20 protein-coding genes and 1 tRNA gene are annotated in these 16,150 nt (G+C 34.1%); 8 read left to right on the top strand and 13 right to left on the bottom strand.

Annotation, left to right across the window (positions count from 1 at the left end; genetic code table 11):
* Positions 1 to 2: 2 nt before the first annotated feature.
* Complete coding sequence (locus DK441_RS10625; RefSeq protein WP_109098713.1) at positions 3 to 590, top strand: riboflavin synthase; 588 nt, start codon at positions 3 to 5, stop codon at positions 588 to 590.
* Between the two features lie 67 nt (positions 591 to 657).
* Here the strand turns inward: DK441_RS10625 and DK441_RS26530 are convergent, their stop codons facing one another.
* Positions 658 to 813, bottom strand: a complete 156-nt coding sequence (locus DK441_RS26530) for a hypothetical protein (RefSeq protein WP_159099330.1) — start codon at positions 811 to 813, stop codon at positions 658 to 660.
* Between the two features lie 477 nt (positions 814 to 1,290).
* Here DK441_RS26530 and DK441_RS10620 point away from each other — a divergent pair, with 477 nt between their 5' ends.
* Positions 1,291 to 1,629 carry a hypothetical protein gene (locus DK441_RS10620; RefSeq protein ID WP_025664595.1) on the top strand — a complete coding sequence of 113 codons (339 nt, stop codon included), beginning with the start codon at positions 1,291 to 1,293 and terminating at the stop codon, positions 1,627 to 1,629.
* 64 nt (positions 1,630 to 1,693) lie between these two features.
* Here DK441_RS10620 and DK441_RS10615 read toward each other — a convergent pair whose 3' ends face one another.
* The 9 genes from DK441_RS10615 to DK441_RS10580 form a co-directional block, all read right to left on the bottom strand.
* Positions 1,694 to 2,794, bottom strand: coding sequence for an aminopeptidase (locus tag DK441_RS10615; RefSeq protein WP_109098712.1), 1,101 nt, complete (start codon positions 2,792 to 2,794; stop codon positions 1,694 to 1,696).
* A 14-nt stretch (positions 2,795 to 2,808) separates the two neighbouring features.
* The gene (locus DK441_RS10610; protein ID WP_109098711.1) at positions 2,809 to 3,186 is read right to left on the bottom strand and encodes a RidA family protein; all 378 of its coding nucleotides are present in this window, start codon (positions 3,184 to 3,186) and stop codon (positions 2,809 to 2,811) included.
* 34 nt (positions 3,187 to 3,220) lie between these two features.
* Complete coding sequence (locus DK441_RS10605; RefSeq protein WP_109098710.1) at positions 3,221 to 4,060, bottom strand: PhzF family phenazine biosynthesis protein; 840 nt, start codon at positions 4,058 to 4,060, stop codon at positions 3,221 to 3,223.
* On the bottom strand, positions 4,057 to 4,959 hold the full coding sequence (locus tag DK441_RS10600; protein WP_109098709.1) for a PhzF family isomerase: 903 nt from the start codon (positions 4,957 to 4,959) through the stop codon (positions 4,057 to 4,059). The genes DK441_RS10605 and DK441_RS10600 overlap by 4 nt, the downstream gene beginning before the upstream one ends.
* A 4-nt stretch (positions 4,960 to 4,963) precedes the next feature.
* The gene (locus DK441_RS10595) at positions 4,964 to 6,067 is read right to left on the bottom strand and encodes an aminotransferase class V-fold PLP-dependent enzyme (RefSeq protein WP_109098708.1); all 1,104 of its coding nucleotides are present in this window, start codon (positions 6,065 to 6,067) and stop codon (positions 4,964 to 4,966) included.
* Between the two features lie 31 nt (positions 6,068 to 6,098).
* Positions 6,099 to 6,881 carry a 2-keto-4-pentenoate hydratase gene (locus DK441_RS10590; RefSeq protein WP_109098707.1) on the bottom strand — a complete coding sequence of 261 codons (783 nt, stop codon included), beginning with the start codon at positions 6,879 to 6,881 and terminating at the stop codon, positions 6,099 to 6,101.
* Between the two features lie 161 nt (positions 6,882 to 7,042).
* The gene (locus tag DK441_RS26525; protein ID WP_160112040.1) at positions 7,043 to 7,186 is read right to left on the bottom strand and encodes a hypothetical protein; all 144 of its coding nucleotides are present in this window, start codon (positions 7,184 to 7,186) and stop codon (positions 7,043 to 7,045) included.
* Positions 7,187 to 7,237: 51 nt separating this feature from the next.
* The gene (locus tag DK441_RS10585; protein WP_025664588.1) at positions 7,238 to 7,627 is read right to left on the bottom strand and encodes a RidA family protein; all 390 of its coding nucleotides are present in this window, start codon (positions 7,625 to 7,627) and stop codon (positions 7,238 to 7,240) included.
* Positions 7,628 to 7,639: 12 nt separating this feature from the next.
* Positions 7,640 to 8,230 (bottom strand): CGNR zinc finger domain-containing protein, encoded by a 591-nt coding sequence (locus tag DK441_RS10580; RefSeq protein WP_109098706.1) that lies wholly within the window; start codon positions 8,228 to 8,230, stop codon positions 7,640 to 7,642.
* A 92-nt stretch (positions 8,231 to 8,322) separates the two neighbouring features.
* Between DK441_RS10580 and DK441_RS10575 the strand changes: the two genes are divergently transcribed.
* The 3 genes from DK441_RS10575 to DK441_RS10560 all read left to right on the top strand — a co-directional run bounded on the left by DK441_RS10575 (position 8,323) and on the right by DK441_RS10560 (position 10,302).
* A complete protein-coding gene (locus DK441_RS10575) occupies positions 8,323 to 8,643 on the top strand; it encodes an antibiotic biosynthesis monooxygenase (protein WP_109098705.1) in 321 nt (106 codons plus the stop codon).
* 66 nt (positions 8,644 to 8,709) lie between these two features.
* Positions 8,710 to 9,603: a DMT family transporter gene (locus DK441_RS10570; RefSeq protein WP_109098704.1), complete on the top strand. Its 894-nt coding sequence runs from the start codon at positions 8,710 to 8,712 to the stop codon at positions 9,601 to 9,603.
* A 417-nt stretch (positions 9,604 to 10,020) separates the two neighbouring features.
* Complete coding sequence (locus DK441_RS10560; protein ID WP_160112039.1) at positions 10,021 to 10,302, top strand: MOSC domain-containing protein; 282 nt, start codon at positions 10,021 to 10,023, stop codon at positions 10,300 to 10,302.
* Positions 10,303 to 10,389: 87 nt separating this feature from the next.
* Here the strand turns inward: DK441_RS10560 and DK441_RS10555 are convergent.
* Together DK441_RS10555 and mce are read right to left on the bottom strand one after the other, a co-directional pair.
* Positions 10,390 to 10,463: transfer RNA gene (locus DK441_RS10555), tRNA-Ile, on the bottom strand.
* 143 nt (positions 10,464 to 10,606) lie between these two features.
* Positions 10,607 to 11,038, bottom strand: coding sequence for a methylmalonyl-CoA epimerase (mce, locus tag DK441_RS10550; RefSeq protein WP_109098702.1), 432 nt, complete (start codon positions 11,036 to 11,038; stop codon positions 10,607 to 10,609).
* Between the two features lie 54 nt (positions 11,039 to 11,092).
* On the opposite strand from mce, the gene rbfA reads away from it, so the two are divergent.
* Together rbfA and DK441_RS10540 are read left to right on the top strand one after the other, a co-directional pair.
* The gene (gene rbfA / locus DK441_RS10545; RefSeq protein WP_109098701.1) at positions 11,093 to 11,485 is read left to right on the top strand and encodes a 30S ribosome-binding factor RbfA; all 393 of its coding nucleotides are present in this window, start codon (positions 11,093 to 11,095) and stop codon (positions 11,483 to 11,485) included.
* A 119-nt stretch (positions 11,486 to 11,604) separates the two neighbouring features.
* A complete protein-coding gene (locus DK441_RS10540; RefSeq protein WP_109098700.1) occupies positions 11,605 to 12,807 on the top strand; it encodes an ABC transporter permease in 1,203 nt (400 codons plus the stop codon).
* Positions 12,808 to 12,906: 99 nt separating this feature from the next.
* Here DK441_RS10540 and dusB read toward each other — a convergent pair whose 3' ends face one another.
* Complete coding sequence (gene dusB, locus DK441_RS10535) at positions 12,907 to 13,899, bottom strand: tRNA dihydrouridine synthase DusB (protein ID WP_109098885.1); 993 nt, start codon at positions 13,897 to 13,899, stop codon at positions 12,907 to 12,909.
* 350 nt (positions 13,900 to 14,249) lie between these two features.
* Here dusB and lepA point away from each other — a divergent pair, with 350 nt between their 5' ends.
* On the top strand, positions 14,250 to 16,046 hold the full coding sequence (gene lepA, locus DK441_RS10530; RefSeq protein ID WP_109098699.1) for a translation elongation factor 4: 1,797 nt from the start codon (positions 14,250 to 14,252) through the stop codon (positions 16,044 to 16,046).
* Positions 16,047 to 16,150 lie beyond the last annotated feature (104 nt).

Below are 16,150 nucleotides of genomic sequence, written 5' to 3'. Positions count from 1 at the left end.
TTATGTTTACAGGAATCATCGAAGAATTAGGAATTGTTACTTCTTTACAAACTAATAAAGAAAATCTGGATATTACAGTACGTGCGAATTTTACTTCTGAATTGAAAATTGATCAAAGTATAGCGCATAATGGGGTTTGTTTAACAGTGGTATCTATTAATGAAGATATGTATACGGTTACAGCGATCAAAGAAACGCTGGATAAGACTAATCTTAATACCCTTGCGGTTGATGCTGTAGTAAACCTGGAAAGGGGAATGAAATTAGGCGATAGGTTAGATGGGCATATTGTACAAGGTCATGTAGATCAAACTGCAATTTGCACGGCAATCACAGAGGCTGATGGAAGTTGGTATTTTACTTTTGATTATAATCCTTCACTAAATAATATCACTATAGAAAAAGGATCGATAACAGTTAATGGAGTTAGTTTAACTGTAGTTAATTCTAAAAAGAACGAATTTAGTGTTGCTATTATTCCATATACTTATGAGCATACAAACTTTAACACTTTTAAAGAGGGAAGTGTTGTTAACCTTGAGTTTGATGTAATTGGCAAATATGTAAAACGAATTACAGAACTAAGATAACTTAACTTATAAGCATTTTAAGGGTGTAGTAAATAAGTAAGGAAAGTAGAAAGAAGTAGAATGGTAATTATACCAGTTCTACTTCGTTAAATTTAAAAAGTGAAACCCTGTTTCTTTCGATCTTTAAGAGTACTCCTCCCAGATCGCTTAAAGTGGAGCAGGATTCGAAATCCAATACTTTACCAAAATACTGGCTTTTTGCATCAATTACTTTATACTGCATAATTCTAGATTTGATTTATTTTCCCAATTTTCATTATAGTAGTTCTTTCCCCAAAAAACATACCATATCGTATCAAATTCAAAAGTAAATTTAATAGACATGTTTGATTTTTTAAAATAAACTTATCAGGTTTTATTAACAAAACCTATAGACATTTAGGTTTAAAAACCTGTAAAACAACAAGTTGTGTATTGGTAGATCTTCCTTGTATTTTTGCTTTTTCTAATAATAAGTTGAAAAATAAACGCACAAAAGTGAAATATGTATATTGGAATCATTCCTATTTTTGTATTTTTGTATTGGAATTATTCCAAATAATAAAAATATAAACCATTAATTAAAACTTTAAGATTTACTTAAGCTTTTTGGGTTAATTTTTTAAAGTCCTGGCATACGTTTTGTAAAAACAGAGATAGCTTCAAATCGTATATTTATGAGGATATGAATACTTAACCTGGTGTAAATTACTCTTATGTTATGAGTGGTATTAACTACGAAATACAAAACCGAAAATTACAATCGTATAAGCATACTTTTGATTATGACTTCTGCAAAAAGAAGTATGATGAATATGCTCATATGACATTAGATGAATTTAGAGAATGCTTAAAAGATCCTCAAAAGTTGGGGGAGATAGGTCATTTATGTTGTTTTATTTTATGGGTAAAAAATAAGGCCAGATATGAGTATAGGGATAGTTTGGGTGATTATGGATTGATTCATCTACTATTTCATTGCCTAGAAAATCAACACCATGCAGAAGTGCATGCTGAATATATTCATATGTTATTTAAGGAGGACATTAAATTGGTATAGTTTTCTTTCTTCTGAAACGTGGATAAAAAAACTTCTAAGGTTTGTTTTGTTAATCATTTATGTATTATATAAGAAATTTTCCATTTTCATAGATCAGTTTTCCATCTGCTAATATCTGACCTCCTTGTGTCATATCTGTTATCATATCCCAATGGATAATAGATTTGTTTTTAGCACCAGTTTGAAAATACGATTGCCCTACTGCCATATGTATAGTGCCTCCTATTTTTTCATCAAATAAAATGTTTTTTGTGGCTTGCTGTATATTGTAATTGGTTCCGATAGCGACTTCTCCAAAATAATTAGCTCCCGGAACTTTAAATATGTCGTCTAATAATTCTTGTCCTTCTTCTGCTTTCCAGTCTATAATTTTACCATCTTTAACCCTTAGTGTAATTCCTTTTACGATATGACCTTCAAAGACAGAAGGTAAGCTAAAATATACTGTTCCGTTTACACTATCCTCGATTGGTCCGGTAAATACTTCTCCGCTGGGCATATTTGTTCGCCCGTCAGAGTTTATCCATTTTCGTCCTTTAACACTAAACTGTATGTCGGTTCCTTTGGTGATATACTGTATCTTATCTACCTTGTTTAAATAATCAACAATATTTTGTTGCTCGTTTCGTATGTGCAGCCAGGATGTTTTAGGATCTTCATTAAATAGGTGGCAAGCGTTAAAGACAAAATGAGAATACTCTTCTAGTGACATGCCTGCCATTTGTGCACCGGCTTGTGTTGGATATAAGCACAAAGTTCGTTTTAAGCTGCCATTGGCAGTTCTTTTATAATAATGTTCTGTTATTGGTTTTAAAGTTTCTTTGTGCTTTCGTTGTTTTTGAGCATCTATATTTTGATTTTCGATAAGATTATGAGGAGCCATAATTTTAAGATAAGCATCAAAATGCTCCATCGCATGTGCGTATAATACAGGAGGTTGGTTTAATTGCTTTTCTTCAGAATTATCAATTTTAATTTTATGAGCTTCACTAAACTCCAATTGGTATTCTACATGTGCTCCGGCTTTGATAGCAGTTCTAAAAACTTCTCGCACTAATGGTTCTGCAAGTGTTGTAGTTTGAATAAATAATTTATCTCCTGGTTGTATATCAAGGGAGTAATGTACCAATAGATCTGCGTATTTTTTTAATATGGATGAATTCATTTTTTTAGTATTAATTATTCGATTATTGCTGCTGTTGTTACGATTTCAATGAGGCAACCAAGATGTAATTCGGCATTGCCAACCACTGCTCGAGCGGGTTTATGATCTCCAAAAAAATCAGCATATACTTTATCTATTGTTGACCAATGTGCAACATCATTAATAAAAATCTCATTTCTAATGATATGATTTTTACTGCTTCCGGCTTTTTTTAGCGTGAGTTCTATATTCTGTAATAACAATTTTGTTTGTGCTTCGATACCTACAGGCACTTCTTTGGTGATTGGATGTATTGGTAATTGGCCACTTAAGTAAAGAGTGCCTTTATGTTCTACCCACATAGCATAGTGTCCATTACTTTTGGGTATGTTTAATGCTTCATTTGTCTTCATATTTTTTATTTGAGCTGGTTGTTCAGATTTTTGTCTAAATATCCCGTGTACTTCCTGATATTTTTATGCTAGATCCGATAACAGGAGTGTATTCTACTATTAGTCGTGATGGAGATCCCATATCTTCTCCCTGGATGATTTCGAATTTATTATTTCCTTTCCAATGTATATCACGCAAATAGCCAGCTAGGGCGGCAGCGGCAGCTCCCGTAGCGGGATCTTCATATACTCCTCCTGAAGCAAATGCGTTTCTGGAATGAAATACATTATTGTCATCTAACCACAGTAAGCTTATAGTGACCAGGCTTTCTTTAAGCATAAGAGTTTTGGTTTTTTCGAATTCATACTTCATATCGGCTATCGTTTTTCGATCATTTACTACAAGAATAAGGTGTTTGGCTCCTGCAAAAGCATATCGAATCGGGAAATCTGTATGAAGTGCCGTAATAGGAAGGTTAAATAAACTAAGAACATCATCTATAACCGATTGCGGTGCTGGTTTTGACCAAGTTTCGGGCGATTGCAATGTTACTTTAAAATCGTTTCCTGTAGTTTTTTTAACGGCAACACTAATTTCTCCATTGTTTAAAAACAGTTTGTATGTTCCTTCTCCATGACTTTGCCCCAAACCAGCTCCTGTGGCAATAGTAGCATGACCACAAAAATCAACTTCTATTTCAGGAGAAAAATACCGAATACGCCATCCGTTATCTTTAGGGTGTAAAAAAGCAGTTTCAGAGAATCCCACTTCTTTAGCAATGCTAAACATTTCTTCTTCTTTCGGCATTTTATCTGTTATTACAACACCTGCAGGATTTCCTCCTGTATTGTTATAAGAGAAAGCTGCTATTTTTTGAATTTTTGTTGTTTTCATATGGTTATTGTGGTTTTAAATATTACTACTGCATTACCTGTAATTTGTACTTGTTTTGGTTGATTATGTACACAGGTCACATGAACATTCATATAGCCTGTGCGACCTATTTTTTCACCTTGTTTGATTTTAAACGTAAATTCTTTACCGTTATATGTAACCAATTCATGATGAATTAAATAAGCGCCTAAAGGACCATTAGCATTACCAGTAACGGGGTCTTCATTTATGCCTATAGCCGGAGCAAACATGCGCCCATCGATCAAACAATCCTTATCGGTAGAATCAAACGTAAAAACATAATACCCATTACATCCAATTATTTTGCTGAGTTCACTAAGCTTGCTATTATTGGGTTTAAGAGAATTAAGTGTTTTATTGTTTTTGATGCCTATCATTACTTTAGAATGTCCTGTAGAAGCAATTTGAATAGGACATTTTTCATCTATATCAGCACTTTTTAGCCCAAGTGCAGCTATAATTTGATGTTGAATTTCTTTACTAAAAGGTGGCTCAAAACTGATAGAGCCTTGTGTCATTTCTATTTTATAATCATCATCTTTTTTATAGATAGTAAATGGTAAAACCCCTACTTTGGTTTTCATCCTTAATACGCAAGAATTAAGATTTTCGGATATAGCTTTGGCATACATAGCAGCAATAGTTGCGTGACCACAAATAGGAACCTCTACAGTAGGTGTAAAATATCGTATAACACCATCATTGTCTTTGTTATCAGAAGGAAAGATAAATGCTGTTTCAGAGTTGTTTAATTCTCGTGCGATAGCCAGCATTTGAGTATCATCTAATCCTGTTGCGTTAATTATAACTCCTGCAGGATTTCCTTTAAATTTTTCTTTGGTGAAAGCATCTATTTGATATACAGTAAATTTTTTCATGCTCTTATTTTTTTAAAATCGCTATAAAGTGATCGATGTCTTTTTGAGTAGTATAGAAATTCAAAGAAACTCTTAATTGGTTGCTGTGTTTTCCTACAAATATATTATGCTGTATAAGCTTCTTTTCAATTTGATTGGCATCTTTTACCTTTATTATGACAATTGGTGATCGATATTTTTCTGATATTGGTGAGGCTATTTCCATTTCGTTTTTAACCAAACAGGATAATAAATAATCTGTAAGTTCTGTTAACCGTTTGTGAATGGCTTCTATAGATATTTCAGCCAAGATATCAAGACCTTGATTTAGGGCAAAGATTCCGGCAAAGGGAGGATGTCCTGTTTCTAGTGCAGCAGCTCCTTTTTTTATGGCTATACGATCATACCACATCTCTCCATGATCTTCTACATTACGCCAACCTACTTCAGAAATTTCCATATCGTTTAGAAGAGAATGGTTGATATATAAAGCGGCAATCCCATATCCTGCAAGTGCATATTTGTATCCGCTAAACCATAGAATATCAATACAATCGCTTTTTACGTCAATAGGTATAGAGCCAAAAGATTGTGTAGCGTCTAGTATAAGTTTTAGATGATGCTCTCTGCAAAATGCCGAAAGTTCTTTTAGGTCAAACCTAAAACCAGTAATGTAATGGGTATGACTAGTTACCAGATAACGAGTACCTGGTTGTATTGCTTTTTTTAAATTGGTATATAATTCATCTTGATTATTTGGGATGTCAATAAAAGTTACCGGATAGTTTTGATGTAGCCAGGGTAAACTGGTAGAAGGAAACTCTTTATGTAACATAAGTACTCTTCCCTTAGGAAGCATTCGGGAAACCAAATTAGTGGCCTGTGTAGCTGTCGAGAGAAATGCAACTTCATCTACATCTGCATTTATAGACAAAGCTAATTTTTGACGTGTTTCCTCTATCTTAAGCATCCATTTGTCCCAAGGGATATCCCCATGCTGTTCCATATCATTATAGAATTGAATACCAGCATTTTTTACCGATGTTGCCAAAGGACATCCTCCCGCAGTATTTAGATATGTATAGGTGTTTAATGCAGGAAATTCCTGACGATACTTTTCCCAGTTCATTTTTTATGTGTTAGAAATTCTTTAGTCTAGACTAGATTACTATAAACTTGATCATTCCCAGGGATCCGTATAAAGCAGTATAAGAACCTTTGGTTAGTGGTACTATTTGTCCAACTGTACCAGTCATAAGGATGTGTTCTGGCGTAATTGGGTATCCTTGATCCAAGGTCTTATTGATTAACCATACTAATGATGTCCATTGATCTCCCATAGCGTCACTTCCTTTTCCTCTGCTAATTTCTTCTTTACCCAATGCTAGGGTTATAGTTTCTTCATTAATTTCTACATTAGGATTCATTGGTTTGCCTTGAATGATTACGGCACCGGCACCATTAGTAGCAATCATATCTTTTTGGGTTAATCTGGACATGTCTGGATGTTTAATATCCGGGATTTCGATCATAGGTATGATTTCTTTCACCAATCCTTTTACTGTACCTAAAGTTACTTTTTTTGTGATTTTTGATTTCATTCGGTAACCGATTTCTGTTTCGAGAATTGGATTTTGAAATTCAGAGAGTTTAATTTCTGTAGTGTCGAAATAAAGTCCAGAAGTAAATCGTGCTGCTGCAAGTGGTTGAGTTGCCCCAAATTTTTTCTGAGAACCTTCAGAAGTCATACCAGCTTCGTAAGCAACTATAGTATCATTTTCTGATACTTCCTGTACCAAATGTTTCTGAATCTGATAAGCTTCATCCGAAGTTAATACTATATCAAAATCCGACAGATATGGTAGTGAGACCTCTTTCTTGTATGCTGCCATCATTTCTGACCTGTATAATAGAGTTTTTGAGCTGTAGATTTTATCTTTCATAAATACTTGCTTCAGTTAAATTTTTTATCATGATCTCTAAAATATAATGACTCGGCAGATTCATGATCTCTAATTTTTGACCATCTATTTGATCTCTTTTTTTATAAATCAAGATGATTTGTGTGGTCTATTTCATATCATACAGATTATTGAAATAGATGTTATTTAAACCTCGAGGCATCTTCGGCTCCCGGGATACTAAAGGTTTTTAACCAATCAGTAATAGATTGAGTAGAAATTTTGATAGTACTCCTTTCTCTTACTTCTGAACAATCATTTGGTAAACATTCTACATTACAATTCATAACTATAAGTATTTAAAGGTTAGTAATAATTTTTAATTCATTTTCCTATAATTAATCCACTATAGCAGTAAATTCTATTTCTACTAGCATATCAGGATTAATTAGTTTGGCTATTTCTACCATTGCGGTAGTGGGTTTTATAGTACCAAAATATTCTCCATGTGCTTTTCCTATAGCTTCCCATTGAGATATATCGGTAGTATAAATTCTTGTTCGTATAACATTGTCTAAGCTATACCCCATCTCTTCTAAAACATTTTTAGCAGTTTCTATAATTGTTTTGGTCTGAAGATAAGGATCGTCTATACCGATAATATTACCATCTTTACCGGTAGCAGTAGTGCCAGAAACCTCGATGATATTCCCTACTTTTACGGCTCTAGAATACCCTACGATATCTTCCCAGGGGCTACCAGATGAAACATTTTTTCTGTTTTTCATTTTTATATAGTTTTATACTTTATTTTTTTTGCTTTCATAATACTTTCTGGCTTTTACCTCGTTACCACAAGTATCCATATTGCACCATTTTCTACATCTGTTTTTACTAGAATCAAAGTAAATCCATCCGCAATTGCCACACTCTTTTACCCGGTCTATTTCTTCAGACATCAATAGTTCGTGAGCTGCTTTTCCAATTTTTAAGATATAGCTATTTAGATCATTTGGGTCTATCTCCAAGTGTTCTTGAGGCTTATTGTCTACAACAAAAATTTTAGTGGATCTTCTGATTTTTTGTAAAAGTGTGTCAAAACATTTAAGATCTTTTTCTTTGATTTCTCTTTGAAAAACAAGTCCTTGAAATACACGATGCAAAAATTCTCTTTTCCTTATAACTTCCTTTAGATTAAAACTAGCTTCATCAAAGTTTGATGTTTCATTTTCTAAAATATCAACGTGTTTTAACCAGGCAATCCATTCCTCTTTCCCGGTAAGGTAGTCTATAGGGTCTGCAACCAGCCTGTCTTTAATCGTATTGATAAAATTGAGAGATAGATTTCCTCCGTCTAAAAGGCTGTTTTGTATATGTTCTACATTATTCATGGTGCAAAGTAAAATAATTATAACCAGTAAAACAAGTTTTGGTAGTAAAAATATTATCTTATATTTGCACCAGTGTAATTAATTTTAGTAGTATGAATTATAAATCAAGTGTAATTACAAGAAAATGGCATGGGAAAATTAATGCCGAAGATGCCGAGGAATATTTGCGATACTTAATAGAAAGTGGTGTTGCAGATTATAAATCTGTTGATGGAATACTAGGTGTAGAAATTTTAAGAAGATTTGAAGATGATATCTGCCATTTATGGACAGTGACCAAATGGAAAGATTATGAGAGTATTAAAACTTTCGCTGGAGAAGACTATGCCAAAGCAAAATATTATGGTAGAGATAAGGATTTTCTTCTGGAGTTTGAAGAAGAAGTGCAACATTTTGAAACGTTTGTTTTTTAAAGTAAAGGATGATTTCAGATTAAAAAACTTCTTAATGAACCGAACCATAAATAATATATATCTATAATGACCAAAATAATTACGTTTCTGTTTTTGATACTAACCATGCTTTTTTGGGCCGCTAATTTTCATGTGGTAAAAATAACTTTAGAGTTTTATTCTCCTGTAAGTGTGGCTGCTTTGCGATTTTTCTTTGGAGTTCTCTCGTTGTTTCTACTTGTATACCTGAGGTTCGGTAACTCGTTATTTAAACTCAGATTTTCTGCAAAAGAATGGTGGTATATGTTTCTTACTTCCTTTTTCGGAATCTTTTTAACCATATACTTTTTTAATCTGGGTTTAAAAACAACCAGTGCTGTAAATGGATCTCTTATTATTGCAACAAGTCCTGCAATTACTGCTGTTTTTACTTTTTTATTGCAAAGAAAAAAAGTGAAATTAATACAATGGATTGCTATTGCGATTAGTTTTTTTGGAGTTGCCATTATTTTGGTAAAAGGAGATTTTGGGAAGCTGGCAGAATTGCAGTTCGAAATTGGAGATGTTTATATCATGGGTATGGCTATTGTGTTCTCGCTTTCTCAGGTCATTGTAAGTAAATACCTTCCTCATGTAGATGCTGTTGTGATGACCACGATTACTTCGCTCATGGCCTTTGTTTTGTTTGCGGTTTTTTCACTACCAGAATTTATAACAACCGATGTTCCTGCCGATATATCTTTTTGGAGTGGTATCTTATTTATGGGGATATTAGGAACCGGAATCGCATATACTGCATTTTATTTCTGTGTCGTTAAATTGGGAGCAACAACCTCGACTTTGTTTATGAATCTTATTCCGTTTTTTACGGTGTTACTTGCATTTCCTTTTGGGGAAACATTATATGCCGAGCAGCTTATAGGAGGAGTAGTTGTAATTATTGGTCTATTATTATTTGGGTTTACTAAAAAGAAAAGCTAAAAGATTGCCTGAAGCTCAGGCAATCTTTCAAAATGGTTACATACAAATTTTAACTTTTGGATGTGAAGGACAAGATTTGGATTGATCAAATGTATGGCAAGCTTGGCCACTTGGACAGTCTGCAGAAGTTTCACATTCATCTTTACAATTATCTGAGGACATGTCCATATGCCCTCCTTTAATGTGTTTTTGTTCGTCTCTGTGTAAAAATCTTCCTAAGTTTAAAAGTGATTTTTTCATGATTAAAAAATTAATGTTTTATGATTAAAAATATTTTATGACATCATAATTTCCTTTACTCAAAAGAATCTAAATAAAATAATGGTTTGAGAAATTGTAAAGTCATCATTGATTCGAGATAAAGATAAAAGCTATCATCTGCTTATTACAAGGAGGGTAAGTAAGGATTTATAAATTTTGACATTTGTATTTATAAATTTTGACCTTAATTATAATTCTGAAAATACTTGCCTCTTGTTATTAAAAATATTTGTTTTTTATCTTGAAACTCTATCATGTGCTAAGTGTACAGTAAGAACAGTAAATCAAGAAACGAAAGAAAAAGGCGAAGAACTTTTTAAAATCTTATCACAATATCGATTATCAGAGCGAAAAATCTGGTTTGGAAGATATCTTAAGCTTATTGATAGCAAAGATTTTACCATTGCTATAGGAGATGAAATTAGAGAAGCGATTTAGATATCGAAATCGGATTAAATAAAGATATAGTATCATGAGTGCACAAAAAAAGCTGTTTCTAATACAAGAAACAGCTTTTTAACTAGGTGGTCCCACTTGGGCTCGAACCAAGGACCCCCTGATTATGAGTCAGGTGCTCTAACCAGCTGAGCTATGGGACCTAAAACGGAGGGCAAATTTAAGGATTTGATATAAACACGCCAACATTTTTTTCTATTATTTTAATTGTCTTTTATTCTTAAGCCGTATAAAGGCTTTGATTCTTCTTTAAAAAAGGAAAAAAGAGCTATAAAAACGATAATATTTATTTTGTAATATCCTGATCAATAGGTTTTTCTTGGCATAACTCTATCAAGACCCCATTTGTACTTTTAGGATGTAAAAAAGCAACTAATTTATTATCAGCGCCAGGTTTAGGCACCTTATTGATTAATTGAAACCCTTCTTTTTCTAATCGATCCAGTTCTAATTCGATATCATCGACATCAAAAGCGATGTGATGAATACCTTCTCCTTTTTTGGCAATAAATTTTCCGATAGGCCCATCCTCTCGGGTACTGGCCAGTAATTCTATTTTACTATCTCCCACCTTAAAAAAGGAAGTGGTTACAGCTTCGCTTTCTACGGCTTCTTGCTTATAAGGAGCGACTCCCAAAAGTTTCTCGTATAATGTATTTGCTTGCTCGATATCTTTGACTGCAATACCCAGGTGTTCTATTTTATTGATGTGGTTCATAATATACTTTTATCACTATGTCGCAAAAATACATATAAATTGTACTTTTGCACCATGGAAACAAACAGACAGAAAAAAATTGGAGGAGTATTACAACGCGATGTAGCCGATGTGATACAACTTGCATTACGTGAAGCGGGAGTACAGGGGATTTTGGTTTCCGTTACCAAAGTAAGCGTAACTACAGATCTTTCTATAGCAAAAGTATATATGAGTGTCTTCCCGCATCAGGAAGGAGAAAGAGTATTAAAAGAGGTAAACCAGGTAAAATCACAAATAAAACATCAGGTAGCGCAGCGCACCAAAAATCAGTTACGTCGTATGCCAGAATTATCCTATTTTATTGACGATTCTCTCGAGTATATTTCTAATATAGAAAAAGCTGTAAAGGGTAAAGAAGATCCTATAAATAATCCCGAACTTCTCGAAAAACGTAAAAAGAAGTAATTTTTAGCGGTCCTCACAAATAGAAAAATCATAGAAAGTAGAAGAAATAGAATTTTCTTTTCTCTTATCTTTATTGCAGAATTAAAATTTCATACACATCTAATGCTCATCATAAGGATTTGAATTTTTCATACTACATCGCAAAGCGATACTTGTTTTCTCCTGGTAGTAGCAACGCCATTAATATTATTACAATTATTGCTGCAACTGGTGTGGTCATAGGAGCGATGGCATTATTTCTTGTGTTGTCAGGATTTGCGGGGCTTAAGGATTTTAGCCTTCAATTTTCTTCATATTTTGATCCCGATCTTAAGGTTTTTCCGTCAAGCGGAAAGACATTTACATTCACCAATGCCCAAAAAGGAAAGCTAGCTAAACTTGAAGGAGTTGCCAATTTTTCTGAAATAGTAGAAGAGCGTGTTTTCTTAGAGTTTGTAGGTAAACAAAAGATGTCTTATATCAAGGGAGTAGATGCTAATTATCACAATGTTATTCATACCGATAGTATACTGGTGTTTGGGGATTGGTTAACCGATAATGATTTCCAGATTGTTGCGGGTAATGGTATTAGCAGAGAGCTTAATATGGGAGTAGAGCAAACTTATACAAATCTGCTTAGTATTTATGTACCAAAGCCAGGTAAAGGTATTCCCAGTGATCCTTCAAAAGCATTTAGATCAGAGAAAGCTGTAAATATTGGGGTGTATAGCGTAAATGAAGAACTTGATAAAAAATATATTTTTGCAACTACAGGGTTAGTGCGCAAATTGTTGAAATTACCAGAAGATAAAGTGACTCATATAGAGCTTAAACTATTACCACAAGCTAATGAAGAAGTGGTGATACAAGGATTACAACAGATTTTTGATCATAATGTGATTGTAAAAAACAGGATGCAACTTAACGATACATTGTATAAGATGTTGAATACTGAAAACTTAGTATCCTACCTGGTGATCACGTTAATTGCTATTATTGCTTTGTTTAATGTTGCTGGAGCTATTATTATGATGATTATTGATAAGAAAAGCAATGTAAAAACGCTCTATAATGTAGGGGCTTCTCTGCCTAGTATTAGAAAAATATTTTTGTTTCAAGGTTCGCTTATGACCGTTTTGGGCACAGTATTAGGCTTGTTATTAGGGTTTATTGTTATCATATTACAACAGCAATTTGGATTATTAATGATTACGCCCTCATTACCGTATCCGACTCGTATTACTGTAATTAGCTTTGTTGTCGTCTTTTTTACGATTACTATTATCGGTTTTATAGCTTCTTTATTGGCCTCTAGTAGAATTAATCAGAAATTAGTGAGTTGACTCTTCTGAGGTTTAAAGTAATACGGTTGTATTTTTCTGAAAAACTATACTATACAAGCAAACTAAAATATCTCATAAATTAGGTTCGGAATAAAAAAATTATACGAACTCAAATCCTGAAAATGTTGATTGTACTTCATCAAAAGCGGCAAATACATCCCGGGAGAGATCACTGGTTACCATTTTGGTTCGGTATTCTTTAAAATGAGGTATTCCTTTAAAGTAATTGGTATAATGTCTACGGGTTTCAAAAACACCTAGTTTTTCACCTTTCCAATCGATTGCCATTTGCAAGTGTCTACGAGCTGCATTTACTCGTTCTTCTATAGTTGGTGGTGGTAAATGTTCGCCGGTTTTAAAGAAGTGTTTTACTTCCTTGAAAAACCAGGGATAACCAATACTGGCACGACCAATCATGGCCCCATCAAGACCGTATTGATCTCTCATTTCCATAGCACGTTCGGGCGTATCTACATCACCATTACCAAATACAGGAATGTGCATTCTCGGGTTGTTTTTTACTTCGGCAATAGGCTTCCAATCTGCATTACCTTTATACATCTGTGCTCGTGTACGACCATGAATAGAAATGGCTTTGGCTCCCACATCCTGTAGCCGTTCTGCAACTTCTACAATTCTAATAGAGTTATGGTCCCAACCCAATCGTGTTTTTATAGTAACGGGTAATTTGGTGTGTTTAACCATAGCTTCGGTAAGAGAAACCATAAGGTCAATATCTTTAAGAATCCCTGCTCCTGCACCTTTACTTACTACTTTTTTTACAGGGCACCCAAAATTAATATCAATAATATCAGGGCCCGATGCTTCTACAATCTCAACAGATTTAAGCATTGAATCCAAATTAGCCCCAAAAATCTGAATACCAACCGGACGTTCTTTTTCATAAATATCAAGCTTCATAACACTTTTGGCAGCATCACGAATTAGCCCTTCACTAGAAATAAATTCTGTATATACTACATCGGCACCTTGCTCTTTACACAATGCACGAAAAGGAGGATCACTTACATCTTCCATTGGGGCTAATAATAATGGGAATTCTCCTACATCTATGTCTCCTATCTTGGCCACAGCAAATCTTTTTTTTGACAAAAATACAAATTCTTTAAGACCTTGCAGATCTCTATGACCTGTGAAGTCTTGTTTTTTTGAAATAGGTAAGATCTAAAAATACTGGGAGAGATAGTATAAAGCTTCTAAAATCAATTATATTTGCAAGTCATTAAGAGGATGAAAATTGCGTGAGGGATAGGGGTAAGCTACCGTGTAGCGCGGATAGCCCGACCCATAATGTAATGACGGGTCACGCCCTAAAACGTATTGAAAAAGAAGAATGAAACCCATAATGGGTATTTAAAAATGATTGATATACCTTTATAAATGATTATGTTAGATTTGATGGTATACAAGAGAGAGACTACATGAAAAATATTAGAAATTTTTGCATTATTGCACATATTGATCACGGCAAGAGTACACTGGCAGATCGATTATTGGACTTTACCGGATCAGTAACCGCTCGTGAAGCGCAAGCACAATTACTTGATAGTATGGATTTGGAGCGTGAACGTGGGATTACGATCAAGAGTCATGCGATCCAGATGGAATATAAACACAAAGGAGAGGAGTATATCCTTAATCTTATTGATACTCCTGGTCATGTTGATTTTTCTTATGAGGTTTCTCGTTCTATTGCTGCCTGTGAAGGAGCACTACTAATTGTAGATGCAGCACAAAGTATACAGGCGCAGACCATTTCTAATTTATATCTGGCGCTCGAAAATGATCTGGAAATTATTCCGGTACTCAATAAAGTAGACTTACCAAGTGCTAATCCAGAAGAAGTGACCGATGATATTGTAGATCTTTTGGGATGTGATGCCGAAGAAGTAATTCCTGCAAGTGCTAAAACAGGGATAGGTATAGAAGAAATTCTTACTGCCATTATAGAACGTGTTCCTCCACCAGAAGGAAATCCTGAAGAACCTTTGCAGGCTCTGATTTTTGATTCGGTTTATAACTCGTTTAGAGGTGTAGAAACATATTTTAAGGTAGTTAATGGTGAAATTAAAAAGGGGCAACAGATTAAGTTTGTGGCTACCGGGAAAAACTATTCTGCCGATGAGGTAGGAACATTGAAATTAAATCAGGAACCTAAACAGGTAATCAAAACAGGAGATGTAGGATATCTTATTACAGGTATTAAAGATGCACGCGAAGTAAAAGTAGGAGATACTATTACAGATGCCAAAACACCTACACAAAATGCAATTGAAGGTTTTGAGGATGTAAAACCCATGGTATTTGCAGGGATTTATCCTGTAGATACAGAAGATTATGAAGAGCTTCGTAATTCTATGGAAAAATTACAACTTAATGATGCTTCTTTGGTGTTTGTACCAGAGAGTTCGGCAGCACTAGGTTTTGGTTTTAGATGTGGATTCCTGGGGATGTTACATATGGAGATTATTCAGGAACGACTAGAGCGTGAATTTAATATGACCGTTATCACTACGGTACCTAATGTATCTTATCATGCGTTTACCAATAAAAACCCCGATGATATTATAATTGTAAATAACCCATCTGATTTACCAGATCCTTCTTCTATGAACAGAGTAGAAGAACCGTATATCAAAGCTTCAATTATTACCAAATCTGATTTTGTAGGATCCGTAATGTCTTTATGTATCGAGAAACGAGGAGAAATAACAAACCAAACCTATTTGACTACAGAACGAGTAGAGCTTACCTTTGATATGCCATTGGCAGAGATCGTATTTGATTTTTATGATCGCTTAAAAACAGTATCAAAAGGATATGCATCTTTTGATTATACGCCAATTGGTTTACGTGCTTCTAAACTGGTGAAGGTTGATATATTACTTAACGGAAATATTGTAGATGCGTTATCTGCATTATTGCATAAAGATAATGCTTATGATATTGGTAAAAAGATCTGTGAGAAATTAAAAGAACTGATCCCCCGCCAACAATTTGATATCCCGATACAAGCAGCAATTGGAGCTAAGTTTATAGCTCGTGAAACCGTAAAAGCTCTTCGTAAAGATGTAACAGCCAAATGTTATGGCGGTGATATTTCTCGTAAGCGTAAATTATTAGAAAAGCAGAAAAAAGGAAAGAAACGAATGCGCCAGGTAGGAAATGTAGAGATTCCTCAGGAAGCATTTATGGCGGTATTAAAATTAAATGATTAGAGATTTGGTTATTAGTTCCTTGTAAATAGGTTTAATTTATTTGTTGTGCAATTCAAATAAAGGGCCTATTATAGCGTTGTTTTTTTATAATCTAAGAATATATA

The organism is Aquimarina sp. AU58 (assembly GCF_900312745.1).
GTDB classification, from domain to species: Bacteria; Bacteroidota; Bacteroidia; order Flavobacteriales; family Flavobacteriaceae; genus Aquimarina; species Aquimarina spinulae.
This window is presented reverse-complemented; position numbering and strand designations above follow the sequence as displayed.

What these genes read in the sequence shown, in the direction of transcription:
- DK441_RS10625 (WP_109098713.1), top strand. Translation starts at nt 3, where the DNA reads ATGTTTACAGGAATCATCGAAGAATTAGGAATTGTTACTTCTTTACAA.
- DK441_RS26530 (WP_159099330.1), bottom strand. Translation starts at nt 813, where the DNA reads ATGCAGTATAAAGTAATTGATGCAAAAAGCCAGTATTTTGGTAAAGTA.
- DK441_RS10620 (WP_025664595.1), top strand. Translation starts at nt 1,291, where the DNA reads ATGAGTGGTATTAACTACGAAATACAAAACCGAAAATTACAATCGTAT.
- DK441_RS10615 (WP_109098712.1), bottom strand. Translation starts at nt 2,794, where the DNA reads ATGAATTCATCCATATTAAAAAAATACGCAGATCTATTGGTACATTAC.
- DK441_RS10610 (WP_109098711.1), bottom strand. Translation starts at nt 3,186, where the DNA reads ATGAAGACAAATGAAGCATTAAACATACCCAAAAGTAATGGACACTAT.
- DK441_RS10605 (WP_109098710.1), bottom strand. Translation starts at nt 4,060, where the DNA reads ATGAAAACAACAAAAATTCAAAAAATAGCAGCTTTCTCTTATAACAAT.
- DK441_RS10600 (WP_109098709.1), bottom strand. Translation starts at nt 4,959, where the DNA reads ATGAAAAAATTTACTGTATATCAAATAGATGCTTTCACCAAAGAAAAA.
- DK441_RS10595 (WP_109098708.1), bottom strand. Translation starts at nt 6,067, where the DNA reads ATGAACTGGGAAAAGTATCGTCAGGAATTTCCTGCATTAAACACCTAT.
- DK441_RS10590 (WP_109098707.1), bottom strand. Translation starts at nt 6,881, where the DNA reads ATGAAAGATAAAATCTACAGCTCAAAAACTCTATTATACAGGTCAGAA.
- DK441_RS26525 (WP_160112040.1), bottom strand. Translation starts at nt 7,186, where the DNA reads ATGAATTGTAATGTAGAATGTTTACCAAATGATTGTTCAGAAGTAAGA.
- DK441_RS10585 (WP_025664588.1), bottom strand. Translation starts at nt 7,627, where the DNA reads ATGAAAAACAGAAAAAATGTTTCATCTGGTAGCCCCTGGGAAGATATC.
- DK441_RS10580 (WP_109098706.1), bottom strand. Translation starts at nt 8,230, where the DNA reads ATGAATAATGTAGAACATATACAAAACAGCCTTTTAGACGGAGGAAAT.
- DK441_RS10575 (WP_109098705.1), top strand. Translation starts at nt 8,323, where the DNA reads ATGAATTATAAATCAAGTGTAATTACAAGAAAATGGCATGGGAAAATT.
- DK441_RS10570 (WP_109098704.1), top strand. Translation starts at nt 8,710, where the DNA reads ATGACCAAAATAATTACGTTTCTGTTTTTGATACTAACCATGCTTTTT.
- mce (WP_109098702.1), bottom strand. Translation starts at nt 11,038, where the DNA reads ATGAACCACATCAATAAAATAGAACACCTGGGTATTGCAGTCAAAGAT.
- rbfA (WP_109098701.1), top strand. Translation starts at nt 11,093, where the DNA reads ATGGAAACAAACAGACAGAAAAAAATTGGAGGAGTATTACAACGCGAT.
- lepA (WP_109098699.1), top strand. Translation starts at nt 14,250, where the DNA reads ATGAAAAATATTAGAAATTTTTGCATTATTGCACATATTGATCACGGC.